This is a genomic window from Arthrobacter globiformis (assembly GCF_003261175.1).
GTDB lineage: Bacteria > Actinomycetota > Actinomycetes > Actinomycetales > Micrococcaceae > Arthrobacter > Arthrobacter globiformis_A.
In genome coordinates, this window is sequence record NZ_QLNP01000098.1 from 243,285 (window position 1) to 262,033 (window position 18,749).

Annotated in this window: 20 protein-coding genes; 6 read left to right on the forward strand and 14 right to left on the reverse strand. The window is 66.3% G+C overall.

The genetic code is table 11. The annotated features are described in order from the left end of the window. Positions 1–7: 7 nt before the first annotated feature. The 10 genes from DBZ45_RS17680 to DBZ45_RS17725 all read right to left on the reverse strand — a co-directional run bounded on the left by DBZ45_RS17680 (position 8) and on the right by DBZ45_RS17725 (position 10,339). A complete protein-coding gene (locus DBZ45_RS17680; protein ID WP_223257143.1) occupies positions 8–1,159 on the reverse strand; it encodes a WXG100 family type VII secretion target in 1,152 nt (383 codons plus the stop codon). A gap of 76 nt (positions 1,160–1,235) precedes the next feature. Beyond that, positions 1,236–1,454: an NF038396 family protein gene (locus DBZ45_RS17685; protein WP_111905160.1), complete on the reverse strand. Its 219-nt coding sequence runs from the start codon at positions 1,452–1,454 to the stop codon at positions 1,236–1,238. 3 nt (positions 1,455–1,457) lie between these two features. After that, positions 1,458–2,042 (reverse strand): dihydrofolate reductase, encoded by a 585-nt coding sequence (locus DBZ45_RS17690; RefSeq protein WP_111905161.1) that lies wholly within the window; start codon positions 2,040–2,042, stop codon positions 1,458–1,460. Beyond that, on the reverse strand, positions 2,039–2,842 hold the full coding sequence (locus tag DBZ45_RS17695) for a thymidylate synthase (protein WP_111905162.1): 804 nt from the start codon (positions 2,840–2,842) through the stop codon (positions 2,039–2,041). Before DBZ45_RS17695 ends, DBZ45_RS17690 begins: the two co-directional genes overlap by 4 nt. 9 nt (positions 2,843–2,851) lie before the next feature. Beyond that, positions 2,852–3,304, reverse strand: a complete 453-nt coding sequence (locus DBZ45_RS17700) for a GntR family transcriptional regulator (protein ID WP_111905163.1) — start codon at positions 3,302–3,304, stop codon at positions 2,852–2,854. Next, positions 3,301–4,959: a hypothetical protein gene (locus DBZ45_RS17705; RefSeq protein ID WP_190243171.1), complete on the reverse strand. Its 1,659-nt coding sequence runs from the start codon at positions 4,957–4,959 to the stop codon at positions 3,301–3,303. Before DBZ45_RS17705 ends, DBZ45_RS17700 begins: the two co-directional genes overlap by 4 nt. A gap of 110 nt (positions 4,960–5,069) precedes the next feature. Further along, positions 5,070–6,041, reverse strand: coding sequence for an NUDIX hydrolase (locus DBZ45_RS17710; RefSeq protein ID WP_111905164.1), 972 nt, complete (start codon positions 6,039–6,041; stop codon positions 5,070–5,072). 11 nt (positions 6,042–6,052) lie between these two features. After that, positions 6,053–8,302 (reverse strand): RNA degradosome polyphosphate kinase, encoded by a 2,250-nt coding sequence (locus tag DBZ45_RS17715; RefSeq protein ID WP_111905165.1) that lies wholly within the window; start codon positions 8,300–8,302, stop codon positions 6,053–6,055. Between the two features lie 104 nt (positions 8,303–8,406). Next, on the reverse strand, positions 8,407–9,378 hold the full coding sequence (mshD, locus tag DBZ45_RS17720; RefSeq protein ID WP_111905166.1) for a mycothiol synthase: 972 nt from the start codon (positions 9,376–9,378) through the stop codon (positions 8,407–8,409). Between the two features lie 262 nt (positions 9,379–9,640). Beyond that, positions 9,641–10,339 (reverse strand): winged helix-turn-helix transcriptional regulator, encoded by a 699-nt coding sequence (locus DBZ45_RS17725; RefSeq protein ID WP_111905167.1) that lies wholly within the window; start codon positions 10,337–10,339, stop codon positions 9,641–9,643. Between the two features lie 222 nt (positions 10,340–10,561). Here DBZ45_RS17725 and DBZ45_RS17730 point away from each other — a divergent pair, with 222 nt between their 5' ends. The 6 genes from DBZ45_RS17730 (at position 10,562) to DBZ45_RS17755 (ending at position 16,077) form a co-directional block, all read left to right on the forward strand. Continuing rightward, positions 10,562–11,353: a permease gene (locus DBZ45_RS17730; RefSeq protein WP_111905168.1), complete on the forward strand. Its 792-nt coding sequence runs from the start codon at positions 10,562–10,564 to the stop codon at positions 11,351–11,353. 163 nt (positions 11,354–11,516) lie between these two features. Beyond that, entirely contained in the window at positions 11,517–12,149 is a 633-nt protein-coding gene (locus DBZ45_RS17735) for an FABP family protein (protein WP_111905169.1), read from the forward strand. Positions 12,150–12,300: 151 nt separating this feature from the next. Further along, on the forward strand, positions 12,301–13,023 hold the full coding sequence (locus tag DBZ45_RS17740; protein WP_440130531.1) for a flavodoxin family protein: 723 nt from the start codon (positions 12,301–12,303) through the stop codon (positions 13,021–13,023). A gap of 41 nt (positions 13,024–13,064) precedes the next feature. Further along, positions 13,065–14,150 carry a CAF17-like 4Fe-4S cluster assembly/insertion protein YgfZ gene (ygfZ, locus tag DBZ45_RS17745; protein WP_111905171.1) on the forward strand — a complete coding sequence of 362 codons (1,086 nt, stop codon included), beginning with the start codon at positions 13,065–13,067 and terminating at the stop codon, positions 14,148–14,150. After that, positions 14,147–14,563 (forward strand): ankyrin repeat domain-containing protein, encoded by a 417-nt coding sequence (locus DBZ45_RS17750; RefSeq protein ID WP_111905172.1) that lies wholly within the window; start codon positions 14,147–14,149, stop codon positions 14,561–14,563. Before ygfZ ends, DBZ45_RS17750 begins: the two co-directional genes overlap by 4 nt. Before the next feature lie 5 nt (positions 14,564–14,568). Continuing rightward, positions 14,569–16,077: an MFS transporter gene (locus tag DBZ45_RS17755; RefSeq protein ID WP_111905173.1), complete on the forward strand. Its 1,509-nt coding sequence runs from the start codon at positions 14,569–14,571 to the stop codon at positions 16,075–16,077. 35 nt (positions 16,078–16,112) lie between these two features. Here DBZ45_RS17755 and DBZ45_RS17760 read toward each other — a convergent pair whose 3' ends face one another. The 4 genes from DBZ45_RS17760 to DBZ45_RS17775 form a co-directional block, all read right to left on the reverse strand. Continuing rightward, positions 16,113–16,829 (reverse strand): GNAT family N-acetyltransferase, encoded by a 717-nt coding sequence (locus tag DBZ45_RS17760; protein ID WP_111905174.1) that lies wholly within the window; start codon positions 16,827–16,829, stop codon positions 16,113–16,115. A gap of 101 nt (positions 16,830–16,930) precedes the next feature. Beyond that, positions 16,931–17,956: a 6-phosphofructokinase gene (locus tag DBZ45_RS17765; protein WP_111905175.1), complete on the reverse strand. Its 1,026-nt coding sequence runs from the start codon at positions 17,954–17,956 to the stop codon at positions 16,931–16,933. Positions 17,957–18,205: 249 nt separating this feature from the next. After that, on the reverse strand, positions 18,206–18,460 hold the full coding sequence (locus DBZ45_RS17770; RefSeq protein ID WP_111905176.1) for a PspC domain-containing protein: 255 nt from the start codon (positions 18,458–18,460) through the stop codon (positions 18,206–18,208). A 3-nt stretch (positions 18,461–18,463) separates the two neighbouring features. Continuing rightward, positions 18,464–18,748 (reverse strand): hypothetical protein, encoded by a 285-nt coding sequence (locus DBZ45_RS17775; RefSeq protein WP_111905177.1) that lies wholly within the window; start codon positions 18,746–18,748, stop codon positions 18,464–18,466. Between the last annotated feature and the right edge of the window lies 1 nt (position 18,749).

The following is an 18,749-nucleotide window of genomic DNA, read 5'->3' on the forward strand; positions in this document are numbered from 1 at the left end:
GCGTCTCCTAATCCCCGAATCCCAAGAACTTGGCCACCGATTTTCCTGCGTCCCTCACGGTTTCCCCAGCGCCGCTGACGAATTTGCCGGGATCCTTCACTGCACTGACAATTCCATCGCCGATGTTCTTGCCGACGCTGCTTATAGTGTCCCAGTTTTCGTAAATGGCAATACCGGCACTGGCAACCTGGCAAACAGTCCCGGCAGGCGGGGGCAAGAAGCAACCGACGCCAAGACCCGCCTTGAAAGCACTACCGAGGCCTTTTTCGATGTCACCATTGGCAAAGCTTTGCACCGAGTCGTAAGCGCTGAAGCCCACTCCCGCCCAACCAAGACCACGGGCGAGGCCGGACTTGCCCAACCACTCGAATTTGCCACCTGCGTCTATCCAGGCCTTCTCGGCGGTTAGGCTGGCGATCCGGTCCAGTGGTTTGAGGAACCTGTTCGTCCCTTCAGTGAAGCTGTTCAGGTTCTTCAAAGACGCGATATCAGATGCGTGGTCAATCAGCCTGAGAACGCGGTTGTTCTCGGTCGATTTCTTGAGCAGGGTCTCGAGGCCCTTGTTGCCCGCGGTGGTCTGCCACAGATGGCGACTGTCAAAAGCCGGGCCTCCGAGCCGATGCCGGCCCTTGGTGAGCATGGTCTTAACCATGTCAGCGGGGTGGTTCTTCAAGACCCAGCCATACTGGCCAACGTGCTTTGCCAGGGTCAGCGGTGCCTTGATGTTCTTCTGGATTGCCATGAAGTTGGTGAGGCCACCCACCAGGGCAGCTCCGCCGAGGACGGCCCAGTTGCCGCCCGGACCCCCCGGATCGCCCAGCATGATCGGTCCGCCGCCGGCGCCTTGGGCGGCGTCGCTGGCCTTCTCCTGCTCGTTGGCGTTGTCCAGGAGTTTGCGGGATTCGTCCTTGAGGGCGCGCACTGTCCGCTGGATAAGAGCCCTGTGGTTGCCGTTCCAGTCGGAACGGAACTGGGTGGCGTCGTTGCCCTTCCAGGAAGGGGTGTTGTTGATCTGGTTGGTCAGCTGCAACGACGTCTGCATCAGGTGGTCGGAGACATTCCCGAACTGCTGCGCGAGTGTGCGTAGTTGCGCGACGTCGGCGCCCCACAAATTACCTGTCACATCGTCCCCCAAAATTTGACCGTTCCGAACTGGCACGGTTGCTGCTAAGTCCAGCCATCACTCTAGTTGGCGCCCCGGCCAGCCGCGATGGGCAGCACTCCCCATCCTGGCGCTACTGGCGGTCGGGCTCCTCCAGCAGGGCGGTCTTGCGGGCGCGCAGGGCAAAGAAGGCGCCGAAGGCGAACACCTGCGTCACCACCACCAGGACGATGATACCGGCGATCTTGTTGCCACCCAGGATCATGGTGAGCCCGACAATCGCGGACAGCAGGGCAAACAGGGGCAGCAGCATGTAGCCGAGCACGAAGAGGGTTTCAGGTTTACGCAGCATGTTCTAACCTTCCGAGCGGTTCCACTTGGTGAACCGGTAGCGGGTGCCGTTGGCGCCGGTCAGCCAGCCGTCGGAAGGCACGGATGTGCCGGCCACCCAGCCGTCGCCGAGCTCCGGGGCGTACGTGTCGCCGTCGGCGTCCACATCGATGGTGGTGACCACAGCGACGTTGGCCAGGCCCGTGGACTCCTTGAAAATTTCGCCGCCGCCGAGGATCCAGACAGCCTCGCAGCCAGGTGCGAACTGGGATTCCAGCAGGGCATCATCGAGGGATTTGACGACGACGGCGCCCTCCGCCTCGGGCGAGCTGCCCCAGTCTTCCTGCCGGGTGATGACGATGTTGGTCCGGTTGGGCAGCGGACGGTACTTCGCCGGGAAGGACAGCCAGGTCTTGCGGCCCATGATGACGGGGTGGCCGGTGGTGACCCTCGTGAAGTGCTTCAGGTCCTCGGGCAGGTTCCACGGCATGTCGCCGTCCTTGCCGATGACGCCGGCAGGCGTCTGGGCCCACACGAGTCCGATCCCTGACATCCCCGCGGCGATGTCCTCGCTGAAAGCCTGCGCATCTATTGTGCCCTCCGTGCTCATACGGCGATCGGCGCCTTGATGGTGGGGTGGTGCCGGTAGCCCACCACTTCGAAGTCGTCCAGGGTGTAGTCGAAGATCGATTCCGGCTTGCGGGTGATCTTCAGCTGCGGGTACTCGTACGGTTCCCGTTCCAGCTGCTTCAGGACCTGGTCCATGTGGTTGTCATAGATGTGCACGTCCCCGCCGGTCCAGACGAATTCGCCGGGCTCGAGCCCGACCTGCTGGGCCAGCATGCAGGTCAGCAGCGAGTAGGAAGCGATGTTGAACGGGACGCCCAGGAACATGTCCGCGGACCGCTGGTACAGCTGGCAGGAGAGTTTGCCGTCTGCGACGTAGAACTGGAAGAACGCGTGGCAGGGCGGCAGTGCCATGTCCTTGAGCTCGCTCACATTCCAGGCCGAAACGATGTGCCGGCGCGAGTCCGGGTTCGACTTCAGGCTGTCCACGAGCTCGGCGATCTGGTCGATGTGACCGCCGTCGGGGGTCGGCCAGCTGCGCCACTGGACGCCGTAAACCGGTCCGAGTTCGCCGTCGGCATCTGCCCACTCGTTCCAGATGGTCACGCCCTGGTCCTGCATCCACTTGACATTGGTGTCGCCGCGGAGGAACCACAGCAGCTCGACGGCAACAGACTTGAAGTGCACCCGCTTGGTGGTGATCAGCGGGAAGCTTTCGCCCAAATCAAAGCGAATCTGGCGGCCGAAAACGCTGCTGGTTCCGGTGCCGGTGCGGTCTGATTTGTGCGTGCCGTTGGCCATGACGTCGCGCAGAAGGTCTTCATAGGGCGTTGGGGTGCTCACCCGTCCAGTCTAGTCGGAGCTCGACGGCGGGCCCGAAGGCAGGCCGCGCCGCCTCTGCAGACCGACCCGGACCAGCGCCAGAAGCTCCTGGTCGGGCAGCCCTGCCTTGGCCCCGGCCTGGATGAGACGTTCGACGGCGGCACCCACTTCCGTTGCCGACGCACCGGAGCCGGCGGTGCCGGCGCCGGGCCCAGCGGTGTCCGGCGCACCGTACGCCGGAAGCCCGACGACGACAGTTCCGTTCCGGCGCCGGGTCTCGATTAGCCCGGACTGTTCCAGTTCCTTGTAGGCCCGGGCGACGGTCCCGGCAGCGAGCCCCAGGTCTGCCGCGAGGCTGCGGACTGCCGGCAAACGAGTGCCGGCCGTGAGCCCGCCCGCGGCGATCAGCGCGCTGACCTGCAGCCGGATTTGTTCATACGGGGGAGTGGGGGAACCGAGGTCCACCGAAATGCCCACGGTCATCGGGCAGGTTCCACCGGTGCGCGCCGGGTGGCCGGCACGCTCCTAGGGCCGAAAGCGGTCACGGGAATCAGCGAAAGCACCACGGCGGCTGCCACCAGCACGTACCCGGCGGCGGCTGCCGTCCCTTCCCACAGTTCCGCCGGGACCGTCCGCGTTCCCAGCAGCGCACCCCACGCCCGGTTTGCCGCTATCAACAGGCCGCCCGCCTGTGCCAGCAGGAAGGCGGCCAGAATCCGCACGATCCTGTTGAGCGTGACGGCGCGGAGCGCCGCGTCCAGTCCGTCATCCGAGGTGACGATGCCCCGGCGCCGGCGAACGGCTTGAGTGGCGGGCACGGCCGTGACGGCGACGGCGGCAGTGGCCACCGCCGTCGGAATCCAGCCCGGGGCTACTGGTGTTCCGGACGGAAGCGCCGCTTCTCCGACGGCGGTCATCACCATCACGACTGCCAGCAGCAGCAGGCCAATGATCGCAGCGGTGAGGAGAGCGGGCGCCACCGGCTGGACGGGCCAGCCGCGGACTGCCGAGGCAGCGCCGTAATTCCGTTCGAGGAGCAGCTCGCCGGCCAGGATGGCCAGCAGGACGCACGCGGCCATCACAGCCGAGATGACGGTGGCACGGGCCGGATTGGTGGAGCCCAGCAAGAACAGGACCGCCACGCCCGGCGCCACCGCGGCCAGCCCGAGGAGCGCGCCGAAGGACGCGGTGAGCAGCGCGGCAGGATGCTTCTCGCTGCGCAGATTCCGGACGTTTTTCCGGCCCGAAGACGAAGCCCGGCGGATTTGGGCTTTGCGGGGCCGGACGCTCGCCAGCTGCGGCGGCTGCCACAGCCACATCACGAACAGCACCACCACGGCCACCAGTGCGGTCGGGTTAGTCCATGAGGTGGCAGTTGCCGGCTCCGGGCGGGAGGCAAAGTTGCCGGCGATGGCCGCCAGCCCTGCGGCGACAGTGGAGACCGTCCGCAGCAGCCGGTTCATCGCAATAGTGCGGAGAAGCGCATTGTCTCCGGCGTCGAGTGCTTCCAGCTGCCGGCGGCGGGAAATCAGCCACAACACCAGAACGGTACCGGCCGCGAGCAGAAGCAGCGCGGCAGCCAGGCAGGCCGCCAGTTCTGTCCCGGGAATCCGTCCGTCATCGAAGAAGCTGGGGCCGGTAGCACCGTCCGGCGGAGTATCAGGCCGCACCGGCCGGTACGCCGGTTGCATGGCCGCCCATGTGATGGTTGCGGCGGACCCGGCGAAAATGCCGAGCGTAGTCCACGCGAGCTTCCTGGGAAGAAAGTCCCTGACGCGCCGGACGGACAGGGTTGCCAGCCGGCGCGAACCACGGGGACCCGGGTAGCTGAGCTGGCCCAGCGCATGGACCCCGAGGCAACCGACGACCGGCCAGGCCAGCGCCTCCAGGATGTCGGCAGGTTGCGCCAGCGACGGCGTCTGCGGACTGGAGGGGATGATGCCAGCGTTCGCTGCCCCTTGGAGTGTGCTCGCCAGCCAGCCGATGACGCCGACCCAGAGGGCATGGTCTGAAATGGACTTGGGCGAGGTACCGCCGCCAGGCGCCCAGACCACCCAGCGCAATAACCCGTAAATGCCCAGTGCGGCCAGCAGCGGTCCCAGCAGCGCCATGGGCGGCAACTCAAACTGTATTGGCATCAGATCCCCCAATGATCCCCAAGCGCCTGATCCCGATGCGCCATCTTTGTACCAAGTATTTGATACAAAAATGGCGGGGTCAAGGTGAAGGCCTGGACGGCGGTGGAGCCTCAGTCGTCGAAGGGTTTGAACTGCTCCACGGACACGATCCTGCTCTTGCTGCCGTGCGCCACGTGGCAGATGATCATTTCCCCGGGGGCGAGATATGGATCCGCCACCGGCAGCAGGCCCTTGAGCCGCGGGGGCATGTAACCGGCGAGCTGGCCCAGCACGGTGGGAAGGGCCGGCCGGTGCGTACACAGCACCACCGCGCGCTGCTTGTCGAACAACGCGTCCACGACGGCAGCGGTCTTTTTGGGGTTGCGGGCATGCCTGTGCTCCGTAAGCGCATCCACGAGTTTCACCTTGGCGTCCGCTGACTTGACGTAGGGGGCGATGGTCGCCACGCAGCGCAACCACGGGCTGCTGACCACGCGCAGCGGCTTCCACGCCTTCAGCAGCCGGTGCACGGCCTGGGCCTGGCGTATGCCGGTGGCGGCCAAGGGCCGTTCGCCTTCCGCCTTGGTCCACGACGATCGCGGTTTTGCCTTGGCATGCCGCACGACGACGAGCGGCCAGGTCTGCAGTTCCTTGCGGGCGTGGGCCGCCGCCAGGTAGTCCAGCGGCGCCCGGTCTGACGGGTTGGACAGCAGCGCGGCCGCACGCTCCGGTGCACACCACATGACGCTGTCCACTTCCTTGCCGTCGGGCCGCAGGGAATTGCCCGTGACCTCAACGGCCCAGTAGTGCACAACCTTCAGCCCGGCGGAGACATGGTAATGGATGGGCGGTAGCGGGATGCCCAGCGGTGCAACGAGGCCGATCTCCTCCTCCACCTCGCGGACTGCGCACTCGGGCACAGTTTCGCCTGGGTCAAGCTTGCCCTTGGGCCAGGACCAGTCGTCGTACCGCGGCCGGTGGATCAGTAGAACCTCCAGCTGGTCCTTCTTGACGCGCCAAGGCAGGGCGCCGGCGGCCGTGACGGCGACCGGCTCGCCCGGGTGATCGGTCTGATCCGCTATGGGTGAGTCGCTGCTCTTCAAAGGCCGGGTTCCTACCGCCGGACGACGGCGCGCTGCCGGGAGCGTGATGCCAGGAGCCAGGACTGGACATCGTCCAGTTTGCGGCCGTCCTCGCCGATGTGGTGGCGGGTCCACTCGCCGTCGCTGTCAAGGTGCCAGCTGGACGTCTCGGGGTCCATGTACCGGCGCAACAGGTCCAGGACGTAGGCGGTGTCCTCGCCGCCGGACAGTTGCACCAGCGCCTCCACCCGGCGGTCCAGGTTGCGGTGCATCATGTCCGCGGAGCCTATATACACCACGGGGTCGCCACCGTTGCTGAAGGCGAACACGCGGGAGTGTTCAAGGAAGCGGCCAAGGATGGAGCGGACCGTGATGTTCTCGCTCAGCCCGGGGATGCCGGGGCGCAGGGAGCAAATGCCGCGGACAATAACGTCCACCTTCACGCCTGCCTGCGAAGCGCGGTACAGGGAATCGATGATGGACTCATCCACTATCGAGTTGACCTTGATCTGCACCCGCGCGGGGATGCCTGCGCGGGCATTCCGGATTTCGGCTTCGATCCTGTCGATGAGTCCCGAACGCACGGACCGGGGGGCCACCAGGAGCCGCTTGAAGGTCGACTTGGGGGCATACCCGGAGAGCTGATTGAACAGCTTGGACAGGTCCTCGCCCACCTGCTCGTTCGCGGTCAGAAGCCCGAGGTCCTCGTAATAGCGTGCGGTCCGCGGGTGGTAGTTGCCTGTCCCGATGTGGCAGTAGCGGCGCAGCCCGTCCACCTCCTGGCGGACCACGAGGGAGAGCTTGCAGTGGGTCTTCAGGCCCACGATGCCGTAGACCACGTGGACACCGGCCTGCTCCAGCTTGCGGGCCCAGGAGATGTTCGCCTGCTCGTCGAAGCGGGCCTTGATTTCCACGAGGGCCAGCACCTGCTTGCCCGCCTCGGCAGCGTCGATCAGGGCGTCGACAATGGGGGAGTCGCCCGAGGTGCGGTACAGGGTCTGCTTGATGGCCTGCACCTTGGGATCCGCCGCCGCCTGTTCGAGGAACGCCTGGACGGACGTGGAGAACGAATCGTAAGGGTGGTGCAGCAGGATGTCGCGGCGGCGCATGGCGGCGAAGACGTTCGCGGCCTTGGACGTTTCGGACTCATTCAGGTACCGGGAGGTGTGGGGTACGTGCTTGGGATAGTGCAGGTCCGCGCGGTCAATGTTGGCGATCACGGACAATCCGCGCAGGTCCAGGGGCGCAGGAACGGAGTAGACCTCCGACTCGTCCACGCCAAGCTCGCGGATCAGCAGGGCGCGGATGTTCGGGTTGATGTCGTTGGTGACCTCGAGCCGGACGGGCGGGCCGAACCGGCGCCGCAGCAGTTCCTTCTCGAGCGCCTGCAGGAGGTTCTCGGCGTCGTCCTCTTCCACCTCGACGTCCTCGTTGCGGGTCACACGGAAGGTGTGGTGCTCCAGGACCTCCATGCCGGCGAAAAGCTGGTGCAGGTGGACGGCGATGACTTCCTCGAGGGCGATGAACCGTGCCACGCGGCCGGGCACCGAGCCTGCCCGGGGACCGTCGATGGAGATCAGGCGGGGCAGCTGGTCCGGCACCTTGACGCGGGCGAACAGCTCCTTGTCACTGACCGGGTTCCGGACCACCACGGCCAGGTTCAGGGAAAGGCCCGAGATGTAAGGGAAGGGGTGTGCGGGGTCCACGGCCAGCGGGGTGAGGATGGGGAAGACTTTCTCCGCGAACATGGCGCTGAGCCGGTGCCGGGCCTCGTCGTCGAGCTCGTCCCAGTGCATGAGGTGGATGTGCTCATAAGCCAGGGCCGGCCGGATCTGCTCCGCGTAGACCTGGGCGTGCCGCTGCTGCAGGCGGTGGGCCGCCTCGCCGATCTGCTCCAGGACCTGGACGGGGCTCAGCCCAGCCGGAGACGGGACGGCGAGCCCGGTGGCGATGCGGCGCTTCAGGCCGGCCACGCGGACCATGAAGAATTCATCGAGGTTGGACGCGAAGATCGAGAGGAAGTTGACCCGCTCCAGCAGGTATAGGTCGGGGTCTTCGGCCAGTTCCAGGACCCGGGCGTTGAACGCGAGCCAGCTCAGCTCGCGGTCCAGGAACCGGTCCGGGCTGATCTCGCCCTCCGGCTCCAGGATGGCAGCGAACTCAGGGATGTCGATCCGGTCCTGCGTGGCGCGGGAGGCCGGCACTTCGGAGGAGCCGAACCGGGCGCGCACAGGGGCAGCCTTGATTTCGGTGGTGGCTGTTCCGGCGGATTCCGGTTGCATGCGCTCTCCTTGAGTACTGGCGGGTTTATTTTCAACCTTACAAGCATTCACGGGTCCGGGACCCGAAGATTTCGGGGCAGCCGGACCAAGCGTCAAAGAGCCGATTAACGTCCCGCAACCGGCCCGTACATCACGTCCATGTCCCAGCGCGTGAAGCCCAGCCGCCGGTACAGCGAGACAGCCGGAGTGTTGTCCGCATCCGTGTACAGCATGACGGCGTGCAGGCCCTGCTGCTGGAGGTGCCGGATCCCGGCGATGGTCAGCGCTTTGCCCAGACCCATGCCCTGGGCTGCGGGCGTGACGCCCACCACGTACACCTCGCCGATGGCAGGGTGTGTCCCGTGCCGCGGATGCACTTTGGTCCAGTGGTAGCCCAGGAGCCGCCCGTCCGGGTCCTCCGCCAGCAGGAAGCCGGCGGGGTCGAACCAGGGTTCGTCCATCCGGGCCTGCAGGTCGGCCATGGTCAGGGATCCTTGCTCCGGGTGGTGCGCGAACGCTTCACGGTTGGCCACGAGCCAGGCCTCTTCGTCTTGGCCCGGCACGAAGGCGCGGATCGAGACGCCGTCCGGAAGACCGACGTCGGGCAGGTCAGCGGCGGCGGTGGTGAGCCGCATCTTCCACAGTTCCCGAACCGGGCCATAGCCGTACCGGGCCGCCAGGTCCGCGGCGGCCTCGTGGTTGCCGTGCGACCATGCCTTGAGTCCGTCCAGGCCGCGCGAGGACTTGAGCGTGCTGACGAGCCGGTCTGCCACGCCCTGGTTCCGATAGCTGGGGTGCACCGCGATTTCCGCCACGCCTGTCCCGTCCGGCTCCTCGACCACCACCGCGAACCCGGCCAGGTCCTGCGCTGTGGCGGGGTCCGACTGCTCGTCCGGGGCGTAGAGGGCAAGGGTCAGCAGCATGTGCGGGCCCGTGTCCGCCGCGCGCATGGTCACGAGGGTCTGTTCGGAAATGGGAGGATTGCCGTCCGATTCCTCGGCGGCGGCCAGCAGGGCGCGGACGTCCCGCAGCAGCTCTTCATCCACGCCGCCCTTGATGACTAGGACGGGCCATTTCTCCGGGTGCGCAGGACTCATGCTGTAAGGCTATACGGACGCCACCCACGCACGCCCGATTTGGAACAGGCCGTGGCGCCCCGTATAGTCGTTACCTCAGCCGCCTTCATGGCAGGTTGTGAGGGGGATCCACCACTGGGGTGGCCTCGATACGTTCGACCCGTATGTCCTCCACTCATAAGTAGAAATACAGAACGGCCCGGCTCCCTTGAGCCGGGCCGTTCCGTATTTCTGCTGCAGGTGCAGGCACTCCGCGGCGGGCCCAGTGGGTCCGGCCTGGGGTCTACGCCTCGGTGAGTTCGTCCTCCTGCTGGCGGATCAGCGTAAGCCGGTAGCCCACGTTGCGCACAGTGCTGATCAGGTTCTCGTGGTCGGCGCCCAGCTTGGCGCGCAGCCGCCGGACGTGGACGTCCACGGTCCGGGTGCCGCCGTAGTAGTCGTAGCCCCAGACCTCGGTGAGGAGCTGCTGCCGGGTAAATACCCGGCCGGGGTGCTGCGCCAGGTACTTCAGGAGTTCGAACTCCTTGAAGGTCAGGTTCAGTGCTGCGCCGTTGACGCGCGCCGTGTAGCTCGCCTCGTCAATAACGACGCCGGCAGCCCGGATCTCGGAGGGAGCATCATCCTGATCCGGTACGGCCCGGGCGACAGAGAGGCGGATCCGTGCCTCCACCTCGGCGGGGCCGGCCGAGTCGAGCACGATGTCATCGACGGCCCAGGCTGAGGAAACGGCCGCCATGCCGCCCTCGGTGAGGATCAGCACCAGAGGCGCGCTGAGGCCGGTGGCCTTCAGAAGTTGGGTCAGGGATCGGGCGCCCACGAGGTCCTTGCGCGCGTCCAGGAGGACGATGTCGCAGGGGTCTGTCTCGAGCAGCGCGGTGGGCTCGGCGGGAAGGATGTGCACCCGGTGGTTCAGGAGCTCCAGGGCAGGCAGAATGTCCACCGATGACCCGGTGCTGTTGGTCAGTAACAGGATGTGCGACATTATTCCTCCAAGGGGCTGTCCGCGCATCGTCGGGCGACTGAGCTGATGTCTGAGTATACCCAACGGCTCCCCAGCGGACACGGATGGGCCGTACCCGCGCGCCTTGTTTACGACATATGGCGGTCACATAGGGCAGGATTGAAACTGTCAGGGGGCCGAGCCCTTGCCCGTCAACGGCACAGCCAGGATGAGGTCGCAGCAGATTTGAGTGCAGAGTCCGAGATGAGTACGCCGCGGCCTGCCCCCGAGGTGAGCGCTCCTGTCGCTGCCGGCCGGACGCTCCAGTCATGGAGCATTGGAGTCGTTGGCCTGGCGGGCCTGGCCACGCTGGTGGCCAGCGTCTTCCGGACTCCGGACGTCCTCCTCGCGGTTGCCGTGCTTTTTGCCCTGGGGATCGGCGTCGGCTGGCCCCACTACCTGGGAATTCCGGCCAAGAAAACCCTCGCTGCCGTGATCGGACTGTCAGGGGCCGGGTCGGCCGTTGCGGCCACTTTCGCCGCCGCCCCCGGCTTCCTCAACTGGACGCCCGGCTTCATTGCGCTCGGTGTCACCGCCGTCTTCATCGTCCAACTGGTGCGCGGTACCGGCCAGGCGCAGCGCCTCGAGTCGACACTCGGCTGCAGCGTGGGCGTCCTTCTCTCCTGCCTGGGGTCCGGATGGATTGCCGGCACCAGGTTCAACGGTGTCAAGGAGATGGTGCTGGTGGCAGGCATCAGCGCAGCCGTCGCACTGCTCGCCGGCCTCATCCGCTGGCCGGACCGGATTATTGCGCCCCTGGGCATCATCCTGGCCGGACTGGCCGGGCCGCTCGCCGGCCTGGTGTTCTCCGACATCGCCGTTTTGCCCGCGGCGGTGTTCGGCGTGGTGGTCGGGGCGGTCCTGGTCAGTTTCCGCCGGCTGGTGACTCTCCGGGGCGCTCCGCTGAACTTTCCGGCTGCCCTAGGCATGGGCCTGGCGCCGATTTCGGCGGTCGGTTCGCTCGCCTACTTCATAGACAAACTACTCATCTCCTGACGGGTTAGGATGGCATCATGTCCGTACTTGCATTTGAAATCTTCTTCCTTGTCCTGCTCGGCGTTGCCAGCCTTTCCATGGCCTGGTTTGCCGGTTTTGTTGTCTACCGTCTGTTCAAAGGACAGCGGTAGACCCTGCTTAGCAGTTTCGAGAGGTAGCGGCTGTGCCTATTGAAATTCCTACAGACCTGACCCCCGAACTGGTTCCCCTCTCCTGGCTCATCGGTGAGTGGGAGGGTCGTGGCCGGCTCGGGGCCGGTGATGAAAGCTCAGAGCACTTCCTGCAGCATGTTTCCTTCACCCACAACGGTCTGCCGTACCTGCAATACCGTGCGGAAAGCTGGCTGACCGACGAGGACGGCACCAAGCTCCGGCCGCTCACAGTTGAGACCGGATTTTGGGCCCTGGAGCGCAAACAGCTGGAGGCCGACAGCGGCCCCGGCCTGATTCCCGGGGACATCGTGCCAGTGCTGAAAAGCGCCGACGAGGTTGAGGCTCTCCGTAACAAGGATGGCGGTTTCGACATCTCGGTGTCGATCAGCCACCCGGGCGGCATCTCGGAGCTGTACTACGGGCAGATCAAGGGCCCGCAGATCCAGCTCAGCACCGACATGGTAATGCGCGGCAGCCACTCCAAGGACTACAGTGCGGCCACCCGGATCTTCGGGTTGGTGGACGGCAACCTGCTCTGGCGGTGGGATGTGGCCACCGGCAGCCCGTCGGCTAGCTCCGCGGCTGCTGGGCCTGGCAATGGACTCGAGGCCCACGCCTCGGCGTTCCTTAATAAGGTCTCCTGACCGCAGCCACCCTGCCTCTCCGCACCTTGCCTCTGCGGACCTCGCCTCTCCGCACCCCGCTGCTCCGAAACCCTGTTCCGCGGCCCCCGTTTCGGCTACTTTGGCCTCAGGTCTCCATGCCTAAGTCCAAAGCAACCCGATGGAGTGTCCGATGGATGAATCCCAGCCGCCGGCTGACTACAGCGACCTCAAAGCCGTGTACTTCAACGGCACGCTCAAGCGTTCGCCTGAGCAGAGCAACACCGAGGGCCTGATCACGGTGAGCCGGCTGATCATGGAGAAGCAGGGCGTGTCCACCCGGGTCATCCGGACTGTAGACCACGACATCGCCAGCGGCGTTTACCCGGACATGCGCGAGCACGGCTGGGCTTCCGACGAATGGCCGGAGCTGTACCCGGCCGTCAAGGACGCGGACATCGTGGTGGTGGCCGGACCCATCTGGCTGGGGGATAACTCCTCGCAGACCAAGAAGCTCATCGAGCGGCTCTACGCCCATTCGGGCCAGCTCAACGAGAAGGGCCAGTGGGCCTTTTACCCGAAGGTGGGCGGCTGCCTGATCACCGGCAACGAGGACGGCATCAAGCACTGTTCCATGAACGTCCTCTACAGCCTGCAGCACATCGGTTTCTCCATCCCGCCCCAGGCTGACGCGGGCTGGATCGGCCCTGTCGGGCCAGGACCCAGCTACCTGGACGAGGGTTCAGGCGGTCCGGAGAGCGACTTTACGAACCGGAACACCACGTTCATGACGTGGAACCTCCTGCATCTGGCCCGGACGCTCAAGGACGCCGGCGGAATTCCTGCCTACGGTAACCTTCCGGAAGAATGGAAGGCCGGAACCAAGTTTGGTTTCGAAAACCCGGAATACCGCTAGGTGGCCGGAATACCCTCCCAGCCAAGGACGTTCCCCTTCATATGACTACCAAGAGCCCTCTGTTGTCGCGCCCTGGCGCCGTTGAAGCGGGCGGCGCCGACGCCGGCGTCGCGTCCCACTACGGCGAACCGCTGCGGGAGCAGCGCGCCCTCGCTGCCGGAACCGCCGTCGTCGATCTTTCCCACCGCGGCGTGGTGACGGTCACCGGGCCGGACCGGCTGAGCTGGCTTAACACGCTGTCCTCCCAGCAGGTCACCAATCTCCAGCCCGGTGAGTCTACTGAGCTGCTGCTCCTGAGCGTGCAGGGCCGCATCGAGTTCGATGCGCGTGTGGTGGACGACGGCGGGACCACCTGGCTGATCGTCGAGGCGGCCGAAGCGGGTCCCCTGGCCGAGTGGCTGACCAGGATGAAGTTCATGCTCCGTGTCGAGGTGGCGGACGTGTCGGCCGACTGGGCGGTGGTTGGATCCACCAAGGCCGTGCCCGAATGGGCTGGCCTGCAGGTGTGGCAGGACCCCTGGCCGCACGTCGGGGCGGGCGGGTACGCCTACTCCGTGGTCCCGGAGGACACCCACCCCGGGGCCGAACGCCCGTGGTTCGAATACCTCGTGCCCGCGGCGGAGCTCGAGCAAACGGTGGGGGACCGCAGGCTCGCCGGCGTCCTCTCCGCCGAGGCTCTTCGCGTGGCTGCCTGGCGTCCGCGGCTCGGCGCCGAAACGGACGACAAGACCATTCCGCACGAACTGGACCTGCTGCGCACCGCCGTGCACCTGGCCAAGGGCTGCTACAAAGGCCAGGAGACGATCGCCCGCGTCCACAACCTTGGCCACCCGCCGCGGCGCCTGGTGTTCCTGCAGCTCGACGGTTCCCAGCACACCTTGCCGGCCGCCGGCAGCGAGGTCCGGGTGGGGGAGCGCAAGGTGGGCACCGTGACCTCCGTGGCGCAGCACTACGAGATGGGCCCCGTCGCGCTGGCAGTCATCAAGCGTTCGGTCGCGCCGGATGAAATACTGACGGTAATGGACGGGGATGAACCGTACACAGCCGCGCAGGAAGTGATCGTGGCGCCCGACGCCGGCCAGGTGGTCGGAAGACAGACAGGATTCCTGAGGGGGACCCACAGATGACAGACTCCACCGCGCCCGGGGACCAGGCCCAGCAGCAGCCGGATGAGGAAACCCTCGCCCTGGCGCATACCCTCTTCGACGCGGCCCGCAACGGCGAGACGGAGCTGCTGCGCAGCTACCTCAACGCCGGCGCTCCTGCCACGCTGACCAACTCTGCGGGCGACTCGCTGCTCATGCTCGCCGCCTACCACGGCTTTGCCGAAACCGTGCAACTGATCCTCCACCACGGCGGCGACGCCAACGCAGCCAACGACCGTGGACAGACACCGCTGGCCGGCGCCGTGTTCAAGGGCTACTCGGACGTCGCGCGGGTGCTGCTTGACGCGGGAGCAGATCCCGACGCCGGTACCCCCTCCGCACGTGCCGCCGCCCAGATGTTCGCCCGGGCCGACATCCTGGAATTGCTGGGCTGAGCTACTTGGAGAATGTCAGCAGGCCGTGGCCTGCACTCTGGTCCCTCGTCATCGGGTTCTTCATGATCCTGATCGACACCACGATCGTATCGGTGGCCAACCCGCGCATCATGGAGGGGCTGGACACGGACATCAACGCCGTCATCTGGGTCACCAGCGCCTATCTGCTGGCCTACGCGGTGCCGCTGCTGGTCACCGGCAGGCTCGGTGACAGGTTCGGGCCCAAACGGCTGTACCTGGCCGGCCTCGTGGTCTTCACCCTTGCCTCGCTGTGGTGCGGGCTCTCCGGCAACGTTGAGATGCTGATCGCGGCACGCGTCCTTCAGGGGCTGGGCGCGGCGCTAATGACGCCGCAGACCATGGCCGTGATCACGCGCATCTTCCCGCCGGACCGGCGCGGCGCTGCCATGGGGCTGTGGGGTGCCACTGCCGGCGTGGCCACGCTGGTAGGGCCGATCCTCGGCGGTGTGCTGGTGGACGGGCTTGGCTGGGAGTGGATCTTCTTCATCAATGTACCCATCGGGATCGTCGGCTTCATCCTGGCCTGGCGCCTGGTGCCGTCCTTGACCACCCACCCGCACAAGTTCGACATCCCCGGCGTGGTGCTCAGCGCCGTCGGCCTTTTCCTCCTCGTGTTCGGCCTCCAGGAAGGCGAGACCTACAACTGGGGCACCATCACCGGGCCGGTCACGGTCTGGGGGCTGATCATCAGCGGCGTGGTTGTGCTTGTGCTCTTTGTCGGCTGGCAGGCGATTAACAAGGGCGAGCCGCTGCTCCCGCTGGGTCTGTTCAAGGACCGCAATTTCTCGCTCGCCAACATCGGGATCACCACGGTGGGCTTCACCGTGACAGCCTTTGGCCTGCCGTTGATTTTCTATTACCAGATGGTGCGGGATATGACCCCGACGCAGTCGGCCCTCATGATGGTGCCGCTGGCGCTGATTTCCGGCGGACTCGCGCCCGTGGTGGGCCGGATCATCGACCGCGTTAACCCCAAATACATCACGTCCGCCGGGCTGCTGCTCATGGCGGTGGCGCTGTTCTGGAATTCAGCCCTCATGCATCCGGACACGCCGGTGTGGCTGTTCCTGCTGCCCAGCGCGGTGCTCGGCTTCGCGAACGCCGGCATCTGGGCGCCGCTGAGCTCCACCGCCACCCGGAACCTGCCGCCGCGGCAGGCAGGTGCCGGCGCTGGCGTGTACAACACCACGCGGCAGATCGGTGCTGTCCTCGGCAGCGCCGCCATCGCCGTCCTCATGCAGGCCAGACTCGCTGCGGAACTTCCGGCGGCAGCGGGAGGGGCTCCCGGTGAGGCCGGCGGTTTTGGCGGCCAGTTGCCGCCCGCTCTCCATGAGGGCTTCTCGACGGCGATGGGCCAGTCGATCATGCTGCCGGCAGCTGTTATTGTGCTCGGCGCCGCGGTGGCCCTGTTCTTCGCCACGCCCAAGGCGGTCCAGGGCTGGGGCGGCCAGCGGCCGGCGGCAGACCAGGACGCGGAGGCGACAACGCGCTAGGTGCCTGGGCGCTGCTCGGCCGGCCGCGTTAGCGGCTAGCCGAGCAGCGCGCTGGTTTGGATGCCGCCGGTGGAAAAACCGAGGCTGCGTGCCGTGGCCAGCGAACCTTTGTTGCTCACGTCGGTGCGCCACTGCAAGGTCAGGCCGGAGGCCAGCGCTTCGTGGGCAGCCACCGAGGCCGCGAGCGATCCCAGTCCCCGGCGGCGCCACTCGGGCGCCACGAGAACCCCCATGTTGGCCAGGATGCCTTCCCATTCGGAGTAGGCACCGCAGGCCACCGGCGCGCGCTGCCCCTCGTCGTCGTGCATGATGGTGTACCGGTTCTCGAGGTCGGACAGGCCCACCTCGTTTACGTCATCCGGGGGGCACAGGCCTTCAAGCTCAATGGCTTCGGGGTTGCCGTGCGATACCGTCAGCTCCTCAGCGGGCTGCAGCAGCGGCAGGTCGTCCGCGAAGAAGAGCGCGGCAGAGCCCTGGCCGTGTCCGCCGTGCCGGCGGGTGATGGTCAGCAGGGTAACGTGCTGGGCCATCTCCTCGTCCGAAATGCCGGCCGCGGCGTCCAGCGCCCACTGCGGACCCACTAGGGCCGAGCTGCCGAACAGCCGCACGAACTCAACCGAGCGCGCGGAGTCGTCAACCCTGGTGATCCGCTCGCCGGTTTCCAGCGCACGGGCGAAAGCGCCGTCGTCGAGCCCCAGGCGGCGCGCCCAGGCAAGCTGGATGATGGCGGCGGATCCGGGGTCAAGACTCATGATCCCAGCCTACCGAGAAGCGCGAACTGGCAGATAATGCCCTCAAAAACCAAAGAACAGGGCATTATCTGCCAGTTCGCGCCGCCCAGTGTGGAGCGGGCTTAGCCGAAGAGGACCGCGGCCTCGTCGTAGCGGTGCTGCGGGACGGTCTTGAGCTTGCCCAGCGCGGCTTCGAAGCCCACGTGGTCAATGTCGGTGCCGTTCAGCGACACCATGGTGCCCCAGCGGCCTTCGACCACGGAGTCGACGGCGGCCATGCCGAGCCGGGTCGCGAGGACGCGGTCGAAAGCGGAGGGGACGCCGCCGCGCTGGATGTGGCCCAGGATGGTGGCGCGGGTCTCAATGCCGGTGCGGGCTTCGATTTCCGGGGCCAGCTGGTCGGCGATCCCGCCCAGCCGAGGCCGGCCGAAGGTGTCCAGCCCGCGTTCGGAGTGCGGCGATTCCATGTGCTCCGGCACGAATCCCTCGGCCACCACCACCAGCGGCGCACGGCCACGGTCATGGGCCTCGGTCACCCATTTGGTGATCTGCTCGATGCTGGTCTTCTGCTCCGGAATCAGGATGGCGTGGGCGCCCGAGGCCATGCCTGCGTGCAGGGCGATCCAGCCGACGTGGCGGCCCATGACCTCGGCGATCATGCAGCGGTGGTGGGATTCGCCGGTGGTCCGCAGCCGGTCGATGGCCTCGGTGGCAATCTGCACGGCGGTGTCGAAGCCGAACGTGTAGTCCGTGGCGTCGAGGTCGTTGTCAACGGTCTTGGGAACGCCGACGATTTTTAGACCGGCGTCGGTGAGGCGCTTGGCGGCCGCGAGGGTTCCTTCGCCGCCGATGGCGATGATGGCGTCGATCCCCAGCCGGTCCATGTGCGCTTTGATGACGTCCGGGCCGCCCCCGTTCTCGAACGGGTTGGTGCGGGATGTGCCCAGAATGGTGCCGCCCTGCTTGGCAATACCGCGGACAAGAGTACGGGGAATGGGGATGATGTCACCCTCAACCACTCCGCGCCAACCGTCGAGGAACCCCACGAATTCGTGGCCGTGGATGGCGATGCCTTTGAGGACGGCGCCGCGGATGACCGCGTTAAGTCCGGGGCAGTCGCCGCCGCTGGTGAGGATTCCGATTTTCATTTTCTTGGCTCAAATCCTGGTTCGAAGGTTTTACGGGCAGAGCGCCACGCTGAGCTCAATTAGAGATTCTAGTGCGGAGTGTGGGGTAGGACACAAACGGTTACAGCCGCGGGGGTCTGGAGACCGGGGCCCCCGGACACCAAGTCCCGGCTACCGGGACGGGTAAGGGCCGGGACAGCACAGTGTCCCCGTTCCGGACGGAACGGGGACACTGCATGAATGGACGACGGCGATTGCCCGCCCGAGGCTCTACCGGCCTGTGCCGCGCTTTTCGAGGAAGGACTCAAGCGCGATCGAGTTGTTCTGGTCCGGCAGGATCAGCCACGCCGCGAGGTAGAACACGACGGCCGGGCCGGGCAGCAGGCAGAAGAGCAGAAATGCGATCCTGACGAATGCCACGTCCACGTTCAGTTTCCCGGCGATTCCGCCGCACACGCCGCCCAGCCAGCGCTGGGGTCCGCGCTTCAGGCCAAGGCCCCTGACAATGCTGTAGAACTTTTCCATGGTTTAAGACTTCCCGTTTGTTGTGCTGTTGTCACGTTTCCGTGCTGCGAGCAGTCCGCCGATCACCAGCGCGGCCCCGGCCCCGATCATCAGGCCGATCAGCACGTATGTCCCGTTCAGGACCACGATCCCCAGCTGGGAGACGGTGATCAGGACGGCCAGGGCGAGGACCACGAGTCCCCAGACGATGGTGCCCACCCGTGCGGGCGCTGCGGCGGGTTCGTTGTTGCCCGCGCTGGGCGGTTTGGGCGCGGGGTTTGTTTCCGGTGACGGATCAAAACTGCTCATG

Excerpts from the sequence above, each read along its gene's own strand:
- DBZ45_RS17685 (WP_111905160.1), bottom strand. The coding sequence starts at position 1,454 with ATGCTGCGTAAACCTGAAACCCTCTTCGTGCTCGGCTACATGCTGCTG.
- DBZ45_RS17690 (WP_111905161.1), bottom strand. The coding sequence starts at position 2,042 with ATGAGCACGGAGGGCACAATAGATGCGCAGGCTTTCAGCGAGGACATC.
- DBZ45_RS17700 (WP_111905163.1), bottom strand. The coding sequence starts at position 3,304 with ATGACCGTGGGCATTTCGGTGGACCTCGGTTCCCCCACTCCCCCGTAT.
- DBZ45_RS17705 (WP_190243171.1), bottom strand. The coding sequence starts at position 4,959 with ATGCCAATACAGTTTGAGTTGCCGCCCATGGCGCTGCTGGGACCGCTG.
- DBZ45_RS17715 (WP_111905165.1), bottom strand. The coding sequence starts at position 8,302 with ATGCAACCGGAATCCGCCGGAACAGCCACCACCGAAATCAAGGCTGCC.
- mshD (WP_111905166.1), bottom strand. The coding sequence starts at position 9,378 with ATGAGTCCTGCGCACCCGGAGAAATGGCCCGTCCTAGTCATCAAGGGC.
- DBZ45_RS17725 (WP_111905167.1), bottom strand. The coding sequence starts at position 10,339 with ATGTCGCACATCCTGTTACTGACCAACAGCACCGGGTCATCGGTGGAC.
- DBZ45_RS17730 (WP_111905168.1), top strand. The coding sequence starts at position 10,562 with ATGAGTACGCCGCGGCCTGCCCCCGAGGTGAGCGCTCCTGTCGCTGCC.
- DBZ45_RS17740 (WP_440130531.1), top strand. The coding sequence starts at position 12,301 with ATGGATGAATCCCAGCCGCCGGCTGACTACAGCGACCTCAAAGCCGTG.
- ygfZ (WP_111905171.1), top strand. The coding sequence starts at position 13,065 with ATGACTACCAAGAGCCCTCTGTTGTCGCGCCCTGGCGCCGTTGAAGCG.
- DBZ45_RS17750 (WP_111905172.1), top strand. The coding sequence starts at position 14,147 with ATGACAGACTCCACCGCGCCCGGGGACCAGGCCCAGCAGCAGCCGGAT.
- DBZ45_RS17760 (WP_111905174.1), bottom strand. The coding sequence starts at position 16,829 with ATGAGTCTTGACCCCGGATCCGCCGCCATCATCCAGCTTGCCTGGGCG.
- DBZ45_RS17765 (WP_111905175.1), bottom strand. The coding sequence starts at position 17,956 with ATGAAAATCGGAATCCTCACCAGCGGCGGCGACTGCCCCGGACTTAAC.
- DBZ45_RS17770 (WP_111905176.1), bottom strand. The coding sequence starts at position 18,460 with ATGGAAAAGTTCTACAGCATTGTCAGGGGCCTTGGCCTGAAGCGCGGA.
- DBZ45_RS17775 (WP_111905177.1), bottom strand. The coding sequence starts at position 18,748 with ATGAGCAGTTTTGATCCGTCACCGGAAACAAACCCCGCGCCCAAACCG.